Origin of the sequence: Nonomuraea sp. NPDC000554, from assembly GCF_040300065.1 — a bacterium.
Taxonomy (GTDB): domain Bacteria; phylum Actinomycetota; class Actinomycetes; order Streptosporangiales; family Streptosporangiaceae; genus Nonomuraea.
Genome location: NZ_JBEPDC010000011.1, coordinates 189,061 through 207,948 on the forward strand (window position 1 = coordinate 189,061; position 18,888 = coordinate 207,948).

An 18,888-nucleotide genomic window follows, 5' to 3' on the forward strand; every position below is an offset into this window, starting at 1 on the left:
GTATGTCTTATGCTTCGCGTATGCCACCTGTCAAGAGCCGCCGTGAGCAGTACTCGCAGGCGACCAAGGCCGCGCTGCTCGAAGCGGCGACGCATCGCTTCGCCGAGCACGGCTTCGCCGGCACGGCGCTCGAGGACGTCGCTGCCGACATCCAGGCCAGCCGGGGCGCGGTCTATCACCACTTCGCGAACAAGACCGCGCTGTTCGAAGCGGTGGTCGAAGTGCTGGAGACCAGGATGATCCAACAGGTGATCGAGTCGGCTGCGACCGCGACCGACACCTGGCAGGCGGCCATGACGGCCACGGAGACCTTCCTCGATCACTGCTGCGACCCGGTCTACGGGCGCGTGGTCTGGCAGGAGGGGCCCCTCGCGCTGGGCTGGCAGCGCTGGAAGGAGTGCGAGGAGAAGTACGCCTACGGCCTCATCGAGCAGCTCATCCGGACGCTCATGGACAGCGGGGAGTTGGCGCCGGTGCCGCTGGAGCCGATGGCCCGCATCACCTTCCACATTCTCGGTGCCGCAGGGATGGCGCTTGCCGAGGCGTCGGCGCAGGACAAGCTCCGGGTCAGGGATGAGTACTCCCTGGCGATCCGGCACCTGCTCAATGGGGCGCGCAGGCAAGCGGGCGGCCCGGCGTGACGGTGGCGCTTCGGACGGCGCCACTTTCCTGCTGGAGTCATCGGTAAGAGTTCGAACGCCGGAACATGCCCGGCGGACTGATCGGCGATCGACGCCGAGCCGCGTAGGCGCTCCAGATAAAGTGCAGCTCAAGGCTCATGTGACGAGTTTTGTGGGCAGCATGGATCTATGATCAGTGCTCTGCGTGGTGGATTTTTTTCGGAAAGGTCCACATTCTTCCTTTTCGGCTTACACTTATTTACAATCTTGCGTGACCGTAAATGTCATGAAACTTCTCGGTAGGCTGCCGCGTTCTCGCGGTTAGGAAATGCAGCCCTTGTGAGGTCTTGTGCGCATCACAACCTTCCTGGCATTCACCGCAGCGATATCCGTCGCCCTGGCGCCACAGCCGGCGGTCGCACGGACCGCGCCTCCCGCCTCCGAAGTCAAACCCGTCCGCGTCGTCATCCTGGTCGACGAGTCGGGCAGCCTCACCGAGGCCGACGTCGTGCGCGAACGCTCGGCCACACAGCTCATCGCGCTGAGCGAGCTCTCACCGCTGTCGCAGGTCGCCGCCGTGGGCTTCGGCAGCTCGAACAGGCGAGGCCAGTCCGCGGTCGACAACATCTGCCCACTCACCGGCGTGCAGACGGCCCAGGACCGCGAGTCCTTGGGCAGGTGCGTGGCCAAGCTGCAACGCCGTACCAAGGACAACGGCGACGACACCGACCACGCCGCCGCGCTGGAGCAGGCGCTGACCATCATGAACGAGCCCGATGACCAGCAGCGCGCGAAGATCGTGTTCCTCCTCACCGACGGCGTGCTCGACGTGCGCAACAGCCCGCAGTACGGCGCCGACCCTGCCTCGCGCAACAGGAACGCCCAACTGCAAATCGACGGAAGCTTAAAGGACGCGCAGGGAGCCAAGGTCCAGATCTGGCCGCTCGGGTTCGGCCGGGCGGACAAGGCCAGCCTCGACACCTTCGCCGCAGGCGGATATCGGCAGCCCTGCGGCGACCAGGAGTCGGCCACTCCCAAGGCCCGCGTCGTCAGCGGCTCGGCGGACGTAGAGCGCTCCCTGCTCGAAGCGTTCGCCTATGCCAGGTGCGCGGGCATCGACCCGCCCGTCACCGACTCGATCGACGGGGGCGCCACAGTCGACCTGTACGTCAACATTCCGATCATCGCGACCGACGGCTCGATCGTGGTCATCAAGCGGGACAAGCGGATCCAGGTGACGTACTTCGACCCCGAGGGCACCCAGGTCCTCAAGCAGGGCGAACAGAACCAGTCGACGTTCCAGGTGGCGGGAGAAGCGGGCCCCGTGGAGTCGCTGCGCATCCGCAACCCCCTGCCCGGCAAGTGGCGGGTGCAGCTCAAGTCACCGGCCGGAGCCGGGCGCCAGGACGTGAGCGCCACCGTGGTCTGGCAGGGCGCGGTACGCGCCTCGATCGGCCTGAGCAATCCGCGCCCCCGCCCGGGTGAGCAGGTCACGGTGCGGCTGCGCCTGCAGACCAGGACGGGGACGATCACCGACCCGGAGGCGTTGGCGGGACTGCGCTTCACCGCCCAGTTGTCCGGCGACGGCTTCCAGGCCCAGCCGATCGACCTGCGGGACACCGGCGACCGTCCGGACCGCGGCAAGGACGACGGCGAGTACTCCGGCCTCGTCACCATCCCGCAGACGGCGACCGGCCTGCTGTCCTTCCTCGGCCGGGTGACGGGTCCCGGCGTGGCCAGCGACGAGCGGCCGTACGAGACCCGCGTGGCCGGCCCGGCGGACCAGGTACGCGTCCAGGTGCAGCTCGACCCGGCGACACTCGAACCAGGTGACGAGGCCCAGGGCACGGTGCGCGTCACCAACGGCACGTCCGGCCCGGTACGGCTGGCGCTGCGCCTGGTCGATGTCAGGGACACCACGCTCAGCCCGCAGCAGCTCGACGTCCCCGGCGGCGTCCAGGAGCGGCGATTCACCCTGCGCGTGGCACCGGACGCCGCCAAGGGCCAGGTCGGCGGCCAGATCCAGGTCCTCGATCAGGCGGGCCAGGTGGTTGCGGAGGAGTTCACCGACCTGACCGTGGACCCCCCTATGCCGTTCTGGCTCAGGCTGCTGCTGGCCGCCCTGATCGTCGCATTGGTCCTGGTGCTGGGGAGCGCGTTCTTCCTCGCCCGGTGGCGTGCCCGTCTCAGGAGGGGCGACCCGAGCGAGCTCACCCTGTACCTGTACCGTGCGCCCGGCGAGCCGCCTATCAGCAGGCTGCAGGCGCCCATCGGCGAAGGTCCCGAGTTCGCCTTCACGATCGTGGACGAGCGTTCGCCCACCCCGAGGCTGGAGCGGCTCTACGGAGACGGGGGCTACACAGTGCGCAGAGGGCATGGCCAGACGGTGACCATCCGCCCGCCGTGGGGCGACGACCTCGATCCTCTGCGCCCCGGTCAGCCGATCAGGCTGCCCAACGGCCTGCTCCTCGGAGTGGATGACGCCCGCACCGGGCGCAAGGCGCCCGATCCCAACGAGCACGAGAGGTACCGGAGAGAGACCCTCCGCCCCATGCCCGGCGACGACCTGTTGTGAGGAACGAATGAGGATCTTCCAGCCAATGATGTTCGTGGGGCTCGGCGGAACCGGCTGCCGGGTCGGCGTGGAACTGGAGCGCCGGTTGCGCGACGAACTGTGCGGCCCCGACGGCATGGACCTCACCAAGCGGTTCCAAGGACAGAACTACCTGCCCTACCAGCTCCCCGCCTGCACGCAGTTCGTCTACGTCGACCTCAACGGGGCCGAGCTGACGCGAACCCGCCGGAGGGTCGTGCCGACGGAGAGGGAGTTTCCCGCGGCGGCCCGCACGGCCCATCTCGTCCATGACGTGGTGCCGAAGTTCGACTCCTATCCCGAGGTCGCCAGGAGCCTGCGCGCCGCCGCGGGAGACAGCGTCAAGGACTGGCTGCCGCCGCGCGAGCAGGAACCCCAGATCACCCCGCTGATGCGGGGAGCCGGCCAGTTGCCGACCGTGGCGAGGGCCGCGCTGTTCGAGCGGGTGCGCCACGAGCACGGCGTGCGGCCCGTCATCCAGGGCGTGGTGAACGCGATCAACGCGATCAGCAATTCGGGAGGCGAGCTGGCGGCACTCGGGGGCAGGCTGCGGCGTAGCTGTGACGTGTTCGTGGCCTTCTCGGTGGCGGGCGGCACGGGCAGCGGCATCTTCTACGACTACCTGCACCTGATCGGCGACGCCTGCGCCAGAAAGGGCTTCAGGGCCAGGATCTACCCGCTGGTCGTCATGCCGTCGGCGTTCAACGAGGGCCAGGGCGGCGGCCGGCGGGCCAGGCTGAACGCGGGATCGAGCCTGCTCGACCTGTTCAGGCTGATCGACGACCAGAACGCGCCGGCCGCGCGCACCCAGCTCGACGAGACGGGCGTCGTCGGCGAGCTCGGCGTGCGCTACCCGGTCGACGGCGAGGTACGGCTGCGCACGGGTTCCGTGCAGACCGGCTTCCTGTTCAGCATGCCGCCCGGCATCGAGCGTGACGACCTGCACCGTTCGATCGCCTCGCTCATCATCTCGCTGGCCGGCACCGAGCCCCGCGCGGGCGCCGACGCCGACGGCACCGGCGAGCGCGGGGACTCCTCCTTCGCCGACGACTTCATCAACCGCGCGGTGGAGCGGGAGGTGCCCGCCCCCTCCGGCATCGGCAACCGGGGTGTGTCGACCGCGTTCGTGTCCTCCATGACGGTCCCGGTCGAGGAGCTCGCCGACCTGATCAGTTCACGGCTGCTGGCCAGGGCGGTCACCCAGATGGAGGACGTGCCGCCGGGCTCGGCGGAGAGCAACGTGGACCAGATCAGGCGGCTGTTCACCACCACGAACCTGGAGCCGCTGTACACCCGCGAGCCGCTGCCGCCGCCCGAGGCGCGCCCGGCCACCGGGGCGTCGGCGATCCTGAGGTCCTTGGCCAACCGGCTGCGGGCGATGGAGGACAATCTCGCCTCGCTGGAGCAGCGGCTCACCAAGATCGTGCCCGCCCTGGCCCAGGAGATGGATGTGCGCAGGGGCGTGCACGAAGGGCTCAGCGATGTCGACCCGTTCCGCCTGCGGCGCGCCGTGGTCGGCCTGCCCGGCGAGGTGCCTCTGGCGGACAAGCTCGGCTTCGCGGGCATCCTGGACGACCGGCGGGCTCAGCCTCGCAAGCCGTTCGAGGCCATGAACGAGGCGCCGCCGCAGCCGAGACCCGTCCGCGACCGGCTGCTGAGAAAGGCGCAGTGGTCCGACCCCGCGGTCCAGGCGTCCATCCGCGACCAGGACGAGTGGTACCTCTGGCGCAGCCAGGGGCTGTGGCACAACGCCTGGGCGGATCAGATGCCTCGCTGGGAGCCGCGGCGCACCCAGCTCGTCCGCGAGCTGAGGGAGTTCTGCCAGATCTTCGTCAAGCACGCCGAGGACGACGAGGAGCGTTTCGCCCGCCGGGCGAGCGAGCTGTACGAGCGGCGGCAGGGCGTCTTCCACGTGCTGCCTCCCCAGGGCGCCGAGGCGTTCTACGACATGGTGGTACGACGGTTCGTCGACGACCTCGTCGCGCGGCGGCTCCTGCGGCCGACCGACACGGAGGCCGGGGTCGTCCGCCGGCTCATCGGCCCCGAGGGCTGGCAGCACGCCTACGCGTTGAGCTGGAAGGCGGGCAGGCACCAGGAGGCGCTGGCCTGGGTGCGCGACGAGCTGAAGCGCAAAGTCAAGGAGATGTTCCGCGACAGGGACGCGGCCGGCCGGCTCGGCGAGCAGCCGCTGCTGCCCTCGCTCAAGGAGATCCTGGCGCAGGCGGTGAACCGGCCTGACGGGCTGGACGGGCGCGACTCGCACGTGCGGCAGTTCAGGCACATGCTGGCCGACCTCGTTCCGGGCGGATTCTCCCCGCAGGGGTCGGGGCCGCTGAAGGTGCTGGTCTCCTACCCGGCCGACGCCAAGGATCCGATGCTGGAGGCGTTCCTCGAGGAGGAGATCAACCTGCCGCCCGAGGAGACCGTCGAGCCGGACTACCGCAACATCGACGCGGACTCGGTGGCCGTCGTGCAGATCCGCACCTCCATGAGCATCAGCGAGGTGCGCGAGCTGCGCGAGGTCCTGCACACCTGGTCGGACGCGTTGCGCGCGGAGCAGCCGCAGGACAACCTCAAATGGCGCCAGCGGCTGGGCTACGACTTCGGCTACCTGGCCACGACCGAGGAGCACCGGGTCCACATCCTGCACCGCATGCTGTCGCTCATGTGGAACGGCCGCATCCACGTGCTGGAGGGCGACCCCGCCTCCCCGCGCAAGATCCGCATCCAGCTCGACGGTGGCACGATGACGCTCCCGCTGGCCGGATACGGCCGGGCCTCGTCCTGGCCGACCCTGCTGGGCGCCTACGAGCAGTGGGTGCTCGGCGGGGACGAGCAGTTCCGCGGACAGCTCGCCGAGCAGGCCATGAAGGCGCAGCCGGACGATCTCGCGAACTCCCCGAGGTCGCCGCACGAGCTGTACAACCTGGTCGTCGACATGGCGGACGACCAGCTCGGCCTACTGGAGATCATGACGCCGCGGCTCCCTGAGGGCAGCCGCAACCGGGCCGACCAGCTCGTCGCGTTCTGGGCCCGGACCCTGCCCGCCGCCCTCGACCGGCGCTTCGTGGGCCTGGCGGCGCCGGTGGCGATCAACCTGCGCGACCTTCGCGACCTGCTGGACGGGCAGCCGTGAGCCGCGCGCCCGTAGTCCTGCTCGACCTTCGGCGGGACGAGCCCGGCAGTGTCGGCACCCGTGTCCTGGTCGTCGTGGACGCCGACGACCTGGCGCGCCGCCAGCCGGTCTTCGCCGAGCTGCTCAGCTCGCACCTGGTCAGGTCCGTGCTCTGCGTGGTGGTCGGCCAGGGAATGCGCCTGCCCCCCGCTCTGTACGGCGAGAGCCGCCGGGTCATCTGGGTGGGCGACCCGCACGGGATCGGCTGGGAGCTCGACACGGGAGAGGCGTTTCCCGGCCCCGAGTCGAGCGCCGAGGGCACGCTGGTCGACCTGCTCGGCCAGCCCGAGGTCTTCGACGAGGTGGTCGAGAGGCTCGGCGAGATCCCGTACGGCGTCGCCTCACCGGGCCTGCGGGTGGTGGCGGGCAGGATCGACCCCGAGGTGCTCGCCCAGGCCTACCGGGAGGTGGCGGACCGGTTCGACGAGCCCGTCACCCAGGAGGCCGGCGCGTTCACCGCGCCGCTGGCGACGGCGATTCCCGTCCTCGGCGGCCAGGTGGAGCTGCCCACGAGCCTGTCCGATCCGTTCGTGCCCGGCGGGCGGCTCGACGGCATGTTCCGCCGGGTCACCGATCACCTGTACCAGGCCGCCGACGGCGTTTCGAGCCTGCGCTACCTCCACCGGGAGAGCGCACGGCAGAGCGTCATGGCCGACGTCGTGGCAGCCGGACGCGCGCTCGCCGAGCTGCGTGACACCGTCTGCCGGCTGTTCGACGAGCTCGACCAGGGTGGCGAGTTCGACGAGGACGCGGCGGAGCGGATGGTCCGCTACGGCGTCAAGTTCGCGACCCCGCCCGGCATGGGGTCGGAGGAGATCGTCGCGGAGCTCCGGGCCGGCGTGGAGTCCGCGCTGGCCGAGGGCAGGAGCCTGGTAAGGCTGGCGGCCCGGCTGCGGGCGCTGGCCGACCGGAGCGCGCCGATCGGCAGCGCCGCCTTCGTCGGCGACGTCACCCGTGTCTGCCCCGACGCGTTGCTCCACGGCCTGCACGCCCCTCCGGAGTTCCCCCGCGGCCTGCGGCGCTTTCTCCTCTGGCACCACTCCCTCGGCCTCTGGCGCAACCAGCTCGCGCTGCCGGAGGCCGTCCGGGCGGTGGGCGAGCTGCGCACTCTGGTGGCGCGCGTGGCCGTCAGCGAATGGATGCTGGCTGAGCCGCGCAGGCACACCTCCAACGCGGCGCGCACGCTGGCCTCGGCGATCGGGGAGATCTGCGATCGCCTCGCCGCCACGCTGACCGACTGGAGCAAGGCCGAGGTCCAGGGCAAGGCCACGGGCACCGGCCTGGACGAGGAGGTCACGGTCCGGCTGCGCGACCGCGGCGGTCAGCTCCGCGAGGTGATCGCCGGCGACCTCTTCGACGCGGTCGACGGATGGCTACGACCCGCCTGGCCCCTGCTGGAGCAGGGCGCCTACCAGGACGTGCGCGTGGGCCTGGACGAACGGGTGAACGGCACGATGCGCCAGTACCGCTACCACCTGACCCACCTGGGCGTGCAGGAGAAGCCGGACTTCGCCACGAGGGACTCGGGCCGGCAGGGCCTGGTCGACGCCGTCTGGCGGCAGTCGCCCCAGGTCGAGGGGGCGCTGCGGGTCGGTCCCGGCGAACGGATGCTGCAACTGTGCGGTGACCGAGACCTGGCAGCGCTCGAACGGCGCGCCCATGTCGTACGGTTCGCGCCCCGGGCCGTGCGCTCGCCCGCGCATCCGGCGGGAGTCATCTGGACCGGCGCGGGCCAGTACGCCGGGACCCTGCGCCTGGTGCCGCTGCGATCGGGCGCCGTAGAGGAGGACTGGTGACGATGGAGCCGGAACCACTGGAGTTCACCAGCCCCGGCGGAGACCGGGTGACATGGGAGGTGGAGGTCAAGCCCGACACCGACCCCTGCGAACGGCACCTGACACTCGCCGCCCAGGGTGCCAGGATCCTGCAGCGGCTGGTGCCGAGGGCGGAGGGGCAGCGTCACCCGTACCTGTACGACCTGCTGGAGAACGAGGCCCGCACGGCCAGGAGGCTGCTCGACCGGCTGCCCGGCCCCTACCCGCCCGAGCTGCCCCGGCTGATCGGCTACAGCCTGGACATCGAGGAGCCGTTCATCCTGCTCTGGGCCTATCGCGGGGAACCGGCGAGCGCGTTCGCCGGCCACCTGCTGATCGACGAGCAGCGAGCCTTCGCCGCGAGCCTGTTCAGGGCGGTGCGGATGCTGTCGGCCTGTGACGTCGTGCACCGGCACATCACTCCGGACACGGTCCGCTGGGACGGCACCGGCGTCCAGCTCACCGACCTCAGCCTGGCCACGCCGCCCGGCGTCCCCCGGCGGCCCGTGGGCGAGGCGCCGTGGGCCGCGCCCGGCCAGCGCACGGGCAGCGGCACGGTGACCCACGGCGACGACATGTGGAGCGCCGGCATGGTCGTCTACCACACGGCCGTCGTCGGGGAGGCGGCCGACCCACCCGACCTGGCGAAGGTGCCCGCCCTCCAGGCCATGGCCGGCGTCTTCTCGAGCTCCCCGCCGTCGGCCGCCGACCTCCTGGCGCGGCTGCGCGCGGACGACCCGATGCGGCTCGCGCCCGTCCAGCACGACACCGCGCTCGAGGAGGGGCGGGCGGCCTTCGACCGGGCGCGGGCGGCCAAGCACAAGCTGGCGCCGGTCTCCGACCCGACCCCCGAGCCCCCGCCTCCGCCCCGCCCGCCCGTGACGCCGGTCCCCGGCCGCGGCATGTGGTGGGCCGCCGCCGCCGTTCTCGCGCTCCTCGTCCTGATCGTGGTGGTGATTTCGTGGTGAACACGGTCCTGTGCCCGATCTGCCTGCACGAGTTCGAGTGGAGCGAGGACGAGCTGTTCGAACGGACGTCCGCAGGGGAGTACCGTGCGCTCGACCTCGCCGACGAGACAGGCCCGCGTCGCGCCGATCTCCTGCGCGCCGCGCACGTGCGCTGCCCGGCCTCCGCCGGCCAGGCGACCGAGCACCACCTGCCCCACGCGTACGTACGACACGGCCAGCCGCTGGTGATCGGCCTCGTCGGCGGGCCGCAGACCGGCAAGACGCACCTGCTCGCCGCGATGATCTGGGCCATCGAGCGCAACGGGCTCAGCTCGTACGGACTGACCGCGAGCGCCGTCGACATCGAGCGGCACCAGAACTACCTCGACACCTACGTGCACCCCCTCATGATCGACAGAAAAGCGCTGTCGAGAACGCCGCAACAGGATCTGGCCGAGTTCGCCGACGCGCTGCTCATCAGCGACGGCGAGCACACCACCGCGGTGGCCTTCTTCGACATCGCGGGCGAGAGCCTGCGCAGCACCACCGCGGAGGCGACGCGCTTCCTGCCGGCGGTCGGCGGCCTGCTGTTCGTGGTCGACCCGTCGGAGGACCCCAACACGGTGGGCGACAGGTCCTTCGGCGCGGTCCTCGACCGGCTGCCCAGGTCGGGCGGGCGGCTTGAGGTACCCGCGGCCGTCGTCGTCACCAAATGTGACATGCTGCGCCTCCAGTCGCCCGTCGACGAGTGGCTGTACGCGTCCGGCGATGGGCTCGACCCGGCCGCCATCCTGGCCGAGAGCAGGGACGTCTACGCGTTCCTGCACAAGCGCAAGGCGCAGCCGTGGCTCAGCCCCTACGACAAGTGCCGCCGATGTACCCTGCACTTCGCCTCGGCCACCGGCGGCGCGGCGGCCTCTGACGGCAGGTTTCTCAGGGAGGTGCGGCCACGGCGTGTCCTGGAACCGCTGGCCGCGCTCCTGGCGATGACGAACGTGATGAGCGGCGGTCAGGAGGTGGGGATCTGATGGGCAGGTACTCCGAGATCGACTGGATCGTGTTCGAGTGGGACGACCGGCGGACCGGCGTCGGCCCCGTCCGCTCCTCGCTCGACGACGGCGCGACCATGGGCTGGTACGAAGGCCTCGGGCCCTGGCTCGATCCTGGGATGGAATCGGGGATCAGCCTCTGCCGGATCATGCTCAACGGGCGGGTCGCGGTGCTGAGCAGGGATCGGGCTCCGGGCGCCGACAGCAGGCGCACGCTGCGGGTCCACGCCTATCTCGGCGGCGCCGTGCACAATCCGTCTGCGATGCCGAACGTACGGCAGGCCCTTGCCCTCGCGCCCGGCTGGAGCCGGATGATCCCGGCCCACCGCGAGCCGCTCGACCTCGCTCACCTGCTGGAGAGCTACAGCGAGGCGAGCGCGGAGTTCGACCGCCGGGCGCGGTCGTGCGCCGGTGAGCTGGCACCGGTGCTGTCGGAGGCGATGCGCTACCCCGGCGAACCGCTGTCGGTCCTGTCGGAGGGCACCACCGCCTTCCAACTGTGGGGTTTGGCGGACGTCCTCGACCAGGTGCTCGGGACGCTGCCGCAGACGTTCTCGACGTACGAGAGCGACGATCTGCGGCCCGGCACCGACGTGGTCTTCCTGCGCCAGTGGCCGGGCGCGTCCTCCCGTGCCGCGAAGCGGCGGCGGATCGACCCACGGGTGCTCGAACCGGAGGACGACTACCATCGCATGGCCGAACTGGTCCTGGCCGCCTACGCGGACGACACGCTCGGCTCGCTGCTCACCTCGCTGAGGATCAAGGGAGACCTCGGGCTGGACGAACGCATCAGGCTTCTCCACGCGGGCCTCGATGCCTACACCTCGCCACCGCGCTTCACCGGACAAGCCTCCACCTCGCAACCCCCTTCGCAGGCTGCCGTCCCCGCGCAGGAGCCGCAGTCGGCCGCCATGCCGGCGTCAGCCGGAGCGTCCGCGTCAGCCGCTGTGCCGCGGCAGGCACCCGCGAGGCGGGCGCCCATGGAGGAGACCCTGCCACAGCCTGTTCCCGCTCGGCGATCCGTGCCGCCCTACATGTTCGACACGTGCGTGGACGACCTGCGCGCGGCCCAGTCGGAGGACGAGGTGTGGGCGATCCTGCGCGACCTCCACGAGTGGGCGACGACCCGTCCCCAGGGGGAACTCCGCGCACCCCTGCTGGCCCACCACCTGCTCGTGCCCGAGCTCCAACGCCATCTCGGACCAGGCCATGTGCATGCCGCGCTGATCGGATTGATGGACCTGGCGGCGTCCCCGCAGGATCCGCAGCCGCCCCGCGTGAGGAGGCCGGAGCGGCTTCACCTGCTGCTCGTCGCGCTCTCGATCGTCCAGGTGGCGCTCCTGCTGGCGATCCTGGTGCTCGTCCTGACGTAGACAGCGTCAGGAGAGCTGGGCGAGCAGCCAGGCGACGAGGGCACGAACCGCGCCGCTCACTGTCGCCACCAGTGCAGCCGTGACAAGAGTGAGGCGTTCGCGGCGGGTCAGGCGCTTGCGGGGCATCTCGATCTCCATTCGTGAGATGGGCTTACGGGAGAGAGAGTGCGATGGGACGGCCCCAAGAAGGGGAATCTGGGAAGATCTGGGAGAACGTCCCGGCATGAACTGCTCAGACGTGTCGGGGTGCGCGACCATCTGGGATTCGCGGACTTGACGGGATGCGGCATGGACGAGGACGACGAACTGCGCACGCAGCTCGCGAACGAACTACGCACGCGGTTCGCAGCCGAGCTCGAGGAAGTACGGCGCGCAGCGGGCGGGCCCAGCCCCGAAATGCTGGAGCGGCAGGACAAGCGGCGGAAGAGCAAGCTGTCCGCGAAGCGTGTGGTGCTCTCGAAGAGCCGGATCGACCGGGTGCTCAGAGCACAGCACAAGGAGGCTCCCGACCTGGACTTCGTCAGGGACTTTCTGGCCACCTGCGAGAGCTACGCGAAGGAGCGGAACCTCCCGCTGGATCAGCGGCTGCTCACCTGGGATCTGTGGCAGGCACGGCACAAGGCCCTGGTCGAAGCGCTGGAGACGCTCAGGACGAGCAGGCCGCGGAAGGCACCGGCCGCCTACCGGATCGAGCCCTATCCGTCCAAGGGGGCGCCGCCTGCCGAGGCGTGGCGGCACCAGCCCAGCCAGTTGCTGCTGGCGCGGCACCAGGTGGTGCCGTTCACCGGGCGCGCGGATGACCTGGCGCGGCTGGAACGCTGGCGGGACACGGATGAGCCGGTCGTGGCGGTGGGCATGCTCCACGGCCCCGGCGGACAGGGCAAAACCCGCCTGGTCGCCCAACTGGCCCAGGCCACAGGGCCGGAGTGGAAGGTGTGGCAGGCCGTACGGACCGGGGAGGCCGCGCCCGCGCCCGCGGCGCCGTCGCTGGGGACGCGGGCGCTCGTGGTCGTGGACTACGCCGACCGCTGGCCCGCGATGGACCTGCGGACTCTCCTGCAGAGGGTGGCGAGGCGGTCGGGGCAGAAGCTGCGAGTCCTGCTGGTCGCCCGTTCGGCGGGGGCGTGGTGGGCGAGCTGGCAGGAGGACCTGCGGCAGTGGGGCTACCTGCCCAGCACCTTCGAGCTGGGGCCTGCGCGGGACATCACCGAGCGGCGGCAGGCGTTTCTGGCGGCCCGCGACCGGTTCGCAGCAGCGCTGGGGCTGGGCGAGGTCGAGGACGTTCCCGTGCCCGTCAACCTCGCGGAGCCTGCCTTCGGGCTGTCGCTGAACATCCATATGGCGGCGTTGGTGGCCGTGGACGCCCGCCTACGCGGCGCCGAGCCGCCCCGCGACCCCCAGAACCTGTCGGCCTACCTGCTGGACCGCGAGCGTGCCCACTGGGCCCGACGTCATTCGCTCGCCCCGGACACGCTTTCGCCCGACACCATGGCCCAGGTGGTCTACACGGCCACGCTCACCCGCCCCCTCGTCTACGACACCGCCAGGGACGCCCTGGCCCGCGTCGAGGTCGAGTCCTCCGCACCCGTCGGCCAGCTTCTGAGGGAGCACCGCGCGTGCTACCCGCCTTCCGATCCGACCACCTGCCTGGAGCCCCTCTATCCTGACCGGCTCGGCGAGGACTTCATCGCCCTGACCACTCCCGGCCACCCGGCTGGCGCGCACCAGTCCACGCCGTGGGCGGACGGCGCCGTGGCCCGGCTGCTCAGCCCCGCCGCCCAGCAGCCGGGCCCGTGGACTCGTGACGTGCTGACCATCCTGATCAGCGCGGCAGAGCGCTGGCCCCATCTCACCCGTGGCCAGCTCACCCGGCTGCTCACCGAGCAGCCCGAGCTTGCTCCCCAGGCAGGCAGCGCCGCCCTTACGACGCTCGCGGGGATGCAGGACCTGGACATCTCCGTGTTGCGGGCCATCGAGCCGCACCTCGCCAAGCCTCACGCGCAGCCCGATCTCGATCCTGGGATCGCCGCGGTATGCGAGCGGGTCGCGGCCCACCGGCTCGCCGAAACGGACGACGCGGTCGAGCATGCTCGTGTGTATGACGTCCTCGCCAGACGTCAGTCGTGGGCTGGGCTGCACCAACGGGCGCTCACCTCGGCGAGGTACGCGGTGGCCATCCGTGAACAACTGGCGGAAATGGACCAGGAATCCCACGAGGATGATCTCGCCCAGTCATTGAGAGAGCTGGCAGCGAATCTGTCGGCTGTGGGGAGGTACGAGGAGGCGCTCGCTGCCACGAGCCGAGCGTTGGAGATCAATCAGCGACGGGCACCAGGGGAAGTGTCTCACGCGATCTCCCTGACCAACCTGGGCGTCTACCTCCTGGAGCTGGGTAGACGGGAGGAGACGTTGGAGGCGTCTCAGCAGGCCGTGGAGATGTGGCGGCTGCTGGCTCCAGGCGAGCCGGAGAACGCGTCGCACTACGCCGGAGCGCTGGGCAATCTCGGCGTCTGCCTGGCCGAGCTGGGGCGGACGAAGGAAGCGCTGGCCGTTCAGCAGGAGGCCCTGGACATCCAGGCTCGACTGGCCGTGGACGATCCAGCGGCCCATGAGCCTGCCCTGGTGCTGTCGTTGACCAATATCACCGCTCACCTGTCCAGGCTCGGCATGGGAGAACAAGCGTTGGGCTCGGCCGAGCAGGCCGTGGAGGTCTCACGGCGGCTGTCGGCCCTGAATCCGGCCCTGTTCGATGACAAGCTGGCCAAAGCACTCAACCACCTGAGCCACTGCCTCGCCGCAGGGGGCCGATCCGAAAGGGCGTTGGCGGCGGCGGAGGAGGCCGTGACCATCACGCAACGTCTGGCAGCGATCAATCCCGCCGCCCACGAGCCCGGCTACGCCCTGGCTCTCGACACCCTGGGCAATCGATGGGCGGGAGTGGGCGAGTTGGCGAAAGCCGTGCCGGTCACAGAGCTGGCCGTACTGATCATGCGACGCCTGGCGGAGGAGAACCGGGCAGCTCACGAACACCAGCTCGCCGAGTCGCTCCACAATCTCGGCGCGCGCCTGATCAGGAGAGGTCTCAAGGAAGAGGCTGTGGAGCCGTGCCGGGAGGCGGCGACGATTTTCAGGCGTCTGACCGAATCCAACCTCGCCGCCCACGGTCCACGGCTCGCGGCCACCCTGTCCAACCTCACCCATTGCGTGCCGTACACGGAAGGGCTGGCTCTGCTGGAGGAGAAGATAGCGCTGCGACGACGCCTGACCGAGACGGACTCGGCCGAGCACGAGCCTGAACTCGCCCGGCTGCTGGCGGAAACCGCGATCAAGTACTGCGCGGCGGGACACCGGGAAGGCACCAGGGACCAGGCGTGCACCGCGTTGCCCCTGGTGGAGGAGGCAGTGGAACGGCAACGGCGGCTGGCGAGCGTGGACTTCCCCGCTCACGCGCCTGACCTCGTCCACTCGCTCATCACCCTGACAGCAATCCGGAGCAGTGAGCTGAGTGACCACCACGGGGCACTGCCGGCCGCCAACGAAGCCGCCCAGCACGCCCAACTCCTCGTGGACAACGGACTGACGGAATTCCAGCAGTTCCTCGACAACGCCCGGGCGATACAGGCCACTGTCGCGGCCCGGGCAAAGGAAGCAGAGGTCTGAGTATCTGTGACCGTACGGGGTGCGGGAACGATGCTCGGTGGAGGCTCGGCCTTCTCATCGGGTCGTCGGGCTGGAAGGATGAGTACCGTGTCCGCCCTGGAACGGGTCTCGCGCCTGGCACGCGCCGCTGTCTTCGCGGCCGTGTGCGTTGTCATGTCCGCGGGCGGCCATGCTCTCGCGGGTGGCGCTCCGGTCACGGCGCCGACGTTGTTCGCCGGTGTGGTGGCGGCGTTCGTCCTGGCGTTCGTGCTCAGCGGGCGCGAGCGCGGGCCTGAGGTCATCATCGGGGTGACCGCGGGGGCTCAGATCCTGCTGCACGAGCTGTTCAGCAGGACCGCTCCCATCTCCGTCGCGTCCGCCGAGCACACGCACGGGGGTACGCCCGGCGTCGGCATGACGGTCGCGCACCTCGTGGTCGCGGTGCTGAGCGGATGGTGGCTGCATCGCGGCGAGAGCGCGTTCTGGCTGATGGTGCGGCTGTGGGGGATGGCTCCGCTGCCGAAGCTGCGCCGGCTGCTCGTTGGAGCGGTCGAGTCCTCGACGCCCCCTGTCCAGGTCGTGCTCGTAACCGAGGCGAAGGCGTACCGGGGCCCTGAGCTGGTCCGGGCGATCCGGCGGCGCGGACCGCCCATGCTGCTGAACGTTCGCTGACGACCGCCCCAAGCAGTTCTACCGGGGCGAACCCTCTTCTTGTCCGTCGTGTTCGTGGATGGAGCACGCCGGAATCCGCCGCCCTTCGCGACTCATCGCAGTGGCGCACGTCGGCATGACTCGTCTCCCTGGAATGACAGCCGGAGCTATGCCTGCTGGAGTGACGTTCCGCCTGCTTCGCACCACGGCCTTCGCCGTGGTGTGCTGTGGGCTGGGCGCGTTGGCCCACCTGCTCGGGGGCGGCAGCGTGTCCGCGCCGATGGCGGTGACGGCTCTGGCCGTCTCCTTCGCCGCCGCCGTTCCGGTGACCGGCCGGGAACGGGGGACGGAGACGATTCTTCCCCTGCTCGTCGGTGGGCAGGTGGCGTTGCACCTGCTGTTCTCCGCGGGGCCGTCGCTGCTTCTGCCGGGCGCGCCTGGCGGGCACGTGCATTCCGGCCTTGTCCCGTGCGCGGGGATGCTGGTCGCCCACGGTGCGGCGACCGTGGTGACGGCGTTGTGGTTGTCGCGGGGTGAGGTCGTTCTCTGGGCGCTGCTGCGTCGCCTCGGGGTGCGTCCGCGCTTGAGGCTGTGCGTGCCGCACCGGACGGCGTACTGGGCTGTGGCCGTGCGCTCCGTCGAGCCCGCACCTGTCCTGTCTGCCCTGCTGGAGCACTCGCTGAGCGGGCGTGCCCCGCCGGCCGGCTGACCTTCCTCGCCTGTTTCCTCTCTGCACCGGACGGATCCGCTCCGTCCGGTAGTCGTCGTGCGCCCGAAACGGAGTCGTTCATGCCCGAACCTGATGTCGCCGTGCCCGCGTCCTTACGCCTGTCCGAGGTGAGCTGCCGACACGGCAGGCTGCTCGCGGTCGATCGCGTGAGCCTCGAGCTCGGACCGGGCGAGCACCTCGCCATCACCGGCACCAACGGCTCCGGCAAGAGCACACTCCTGCGCGCCGTCCTCGGCCTGCACCGCGACACGACGGGGACGATCGACATCGATGGGCATCAGGCGCGCGGCGAGCGCGAGTGGGCGCGGCGCCGGTCCCAGGTCGCCTGGATTCCGCAGCGGCAGGCGAGCGGCCGGTTTCCGTTGCTCGTCCGCGAGTTGCTGGCCAGTGGTCACCACCCTGCCGAGGCGGAGCGGGCCGCCGCCGATCTCGGCATCAGCGTGCTGTTGGAGCGGCCGCTGTCCACCTTGTCCGGCGGCCAGCTCCAGCGGGCCTACTTGGCGCGCGCCCTCGGGCAGGTCGCGGCGGGAGCGGGCCTGCTGCTGGCCGACGAGCCCACGGCGGCGCTCGACTTCGCCGGTCAGGAACAGGTCGCCGCCGTGCTGAAAGGGCTGGCGGTGAGCATGGTCGTGGTGACGCACGACCGGGTGGTCGCCGAGGCCTGCGGACGGGTCGCCGAGATGGCCGCCGGCAGGTTGCGGGAGGTGCAGTGAACTCCCTCGACGTGCTGCTGGCCCTGCCGTCCGTCCGGCTGGCCGCGCTGGCGCTGCTGCTCGGCTCGATCGCGCTGCCGATCGTCGGCGTGTTCATCGTCGGGCTGGACATCATGCCGGTCCGCTTCGCGATGATGCACGTGGCGCTGCTCGGCATCGCGGTCGGCCTGCTGACCGGGATCGACCCGCTGCTGTGCGCGCTGGTGGCCTGCGCGCTCACCGGCGGCGCGCTCACCCCGCTGGCCCGCAGCCCGGCCGGGCTGTCCGGTGCCATGGGGCTGCTGATGACGCTGGCCATCGCCGCCGCGCTGCTGGTGCTGTCCATCTCGGGGGTGAACGCCAACGGCGCGTTCGAGTTGCTGTGGGGCTCGATTCTGGCGACGCGGCCGGGTGACGTGGCCGCGCTGGCGGCCCTCACGGTCGTCGTCCCGATGCTCTACCGGATCCGCCGCCGGGACCTGGCGCTGCTGTTACACGACCGCGAGCTCGCGCTGTGCTCGGGCGTCGCGGTGGACCGGCTCACGCTGATCCTGCTCGTCGTGGTCGCTGTGGCGATCGCCTCGGCCATCCGGCTCACCGGCGCGTTGCTGGTGGACGCCCTCACGCTGCTGCCCGCCCTGGCGGCCCGCCGTGTGGGGAGCTCGCTCGCGTCCATGATCCGCTACTCGGTGCTCTTCGGCCTGGCCTTCAACCTGGGCGGATTCCTGCTCGCCCTCCTCTTCGACTTCCCGCCCGGGCCGACGCTCGTCCTCGTCGGCGGCCTGTGCACGCTCCTGCTCCATGCCGTTCCCGCATTCCCGATCAGAAGGGCCTCCACACGATGAAGACGCTCAGGGCAATCGCGACCGCCGTCCTCGTCCTCGCCGCAGCCGCCTGCGCGGACGCGCGGCCCGCGGCGACCGGCCAAGGGCTCAAGGTCGTCGCCGCCTCCGCCTGGGAGGCCGGTTTCGCCAAGGCCGCCGGCGCCACCGACATCGCGGTGATCGTGCCGCCCGGGGTGCAGCACGCCCCCGACTACGACCCCAAGCCCTCGGACCTGGCCAAGGTGGCCGAGGCCGACGTGGTCCTGTACGCGGCGTTCGAAGGCTTCGCCGGCAAGCTGAAGGAGGCGGCCGGATCGGACGCCAAGCTGATCGAAGTCGGCCTGGACAACGCGCCCGCCAAGGTCAAGGCGGAGGTCACCCGGCTGGCCGGCGAGTTCGGCACCGCGGAGGCCGCCAAGACCTGGACCGCCGGCTTCGACGCCGAGTACGCCAAGCTCAAGCAGCAGGTCACCGGCGCCACGGGCGGCACCCCGCCGGTGGTCGTCGCGCAGGCGTTCGTGGCCTGGGCCGCCGACCTCGCGGGCGCGCAGCCCGCCGGCGTGTACGGGCCGCAGCCGCCGACCGCCGGGCAGGTGGCCGAGCTGGTGGCGAAGAAGCCGCGGCTGGTGCTCGACAACTCCGCGATGCCCGGTGGTGACGCCCTCGCCGACGTGCAGGCCAAGCGCGTAGTGATCAACAACTTCCCGGGCCAGGGCTTCGATCTGCTGGCCATGTACAAGGCCAACGCCGACGCTCTCCTCGCCGCCCTCGCCTGATGGGG

At 70.8% G+C, this 18,888-nt stretch carries 13 protein-coding genes; all 13 read left to right on the forward strand.

The features are described 5' to 3' along the window. The first annotated feature begins 20 nt into the window (after nt 1-20). The 13 genes from ABT294_RS22200 to ABT294_RS22260 all read left to right on the forward strand — a co-directional run bounded on the left by ABT294_RS22200 (nt 21) and on the right by ABT294_RS22260 (nt 18,883). Nucleotides 21-641 (forward strand): TetR/AcrR family transcriptional regulator, encoded by a 621-nt coding sequence (locus tag ABT294_RS22200; protein ID WP_350808086.1) that lies wholly within the window; start codon nt 21-23, stop codon nt 639-641. 328 nt (nt 642-969) lie between these two features. Continuing rightward, nucleotides 970-3,195 (forward strand): vWA domain-containing protein, encoded by a 2,226-nt coding sequence (locus tag ABT294_RS22205; RefSeq protein ID WP_350808088.1) that lies wholly within the window; start codon nt 970-972, stop codon nt 3,193-3,195. A 25-nt stretch (nt 3,196-3,220) separates the two neighbouring features. After that, nucleotides 3,221-6,349 (forward strand): tubulin-like doman-containing protein, encoded by a 3,129-nt coding sequence (locus tag ABT294_RS22210; RefSeq protein ID WP_350808089.1) that lies wholly within the window; start codon nt 3,221-3,223, stop codon nt 6,347-6,349. Next, on the forward strand, nt 6,346-8,184 hold the full coding sequence (locus tag ABT294_RS22215; protein ID WP_350808091.1) for a hypothetical protein: 1,839 nt from the start codon (nt 6,346-6,348) through the stop codon (nt 8,182-8,184). The genes ABT294_RS22210 and ABT294_RS22215 overlap by 4 nt, the downstream gene beginning before the upstream one ends. Next, nucleotides 8,181-9,170, forward strand: coding sequence for a protein kinase family protein (locus ABT294_RS22220; protein WP_350808092.1), 990 nt, complete (start codon nt 8,181-8,183; stop codon nt 9,168-9,170). Before ABT294_RS22215 ends, ABT294_RS22220 begins: the two co-directional genes overlap by 4 nt. Beyond that, nucleotides 9,164-10,177, forward strand: coding sequence for a TRAFAC clade GTPase domain-containing protein (locus ABT294_RS22225; RefSeq protein ID WP_350808094.1), 1,014 nt, complete (start codon nt 9,164-9,166; stop codon nt 10,175-10,177). Before ABT294_RS22220 ends, ABT294_RS22225 begins: the two co-directional genes overlap by 7 nt. Further along, complete coding sequence (locus ABT294_RS22230) at nt 10,177-11,571, forward strand: hypothetical protein (RefSeq protein WP_350808096.1); 1,395 nt, start codon at nt 10,177-10,179, stop codon at nt 11,569-11,571. The genes ABT294_RS22225 and ABT294_RS22230 overlap by 1 nt, the downstream gene beginning before the upstream one ends. Before the next feature lie 288 nt (nt 11,572-11,859). Next, nucleotides 11,860-15,231: a tetratricopeptide repeat protein gene (locus ABT294_RS22235; protein WP_350808098.1), complete on the forward strand. Its 3,372-nt coding sequence runs from the start codon at nt 11,860-11,862 to the stop codon at nt 15,229-15,231. Between the two features lie 87 nt (nt 15,232-15,318). Continuing rightward, nucleotides 15,319-15,882, forward strand: coding sequence for a hypothetical protein (locus tag ABT294_RS22240; RefSeq protein WP_350808100.1), 564 nt, complete (start codon nt 15,319-15,321; stop codon nt 15,880-15,882). A 160-nt stretch (nt 15,883-16,042) separates the two neighbouring features. Continuing rightward, a complete protein-coding gene (locus tag ABT294_RS22245) occupies nt 16,043-16,570 on the forward strand; it encodes an MFS transporter (RefSeq protein WP_350808102.1) in 528 nt (175 codons plus the stop codon). 80 nt (nt 16,571-16,650) lie between these two features. Then, nucleotides 16,651-17,304 carry a metal ABC transporter ATP-binding protein gene (locus ABT294_RS22250; protein ID WP_350808104.1) on the forward strand — a complete coding sequence of 218 codons (654 nt, stop codon included), beginning with the start codon at nt 16,651-16,653 and terminating at the stop codon, nt 17,302-17,304. Then, entirely contained in the window at nt 17,301-18,128 is an 828-nt protein-coding gene (locus tag ABT294_RS22255) for a metal ABC transporter permease (protein ID WP_350808106.1), read from the forward strand. Before ABT294_RS22250 ends, ABT294_RS22255 begins: the two co-directional genes overlap by 4 nt. Next, a complete protein-coding gene (locus ABT294_RS22260) occupies nt 18,125-18,883 on the forward strand; it encodes a metal ABC transporter solute-binding protein, Zn/Mn family (RefSeq protein ID WP_350808107.1) in 759 nt (252 codons plus the stop codon). Before ABT294_RS22255 ends, ABT294_RS22260 begins: the two co-directional genes overlap by 4 nt. The last annotated feature ends 5 nt before the right edge of the window (nt 18,884-18,888 follow it).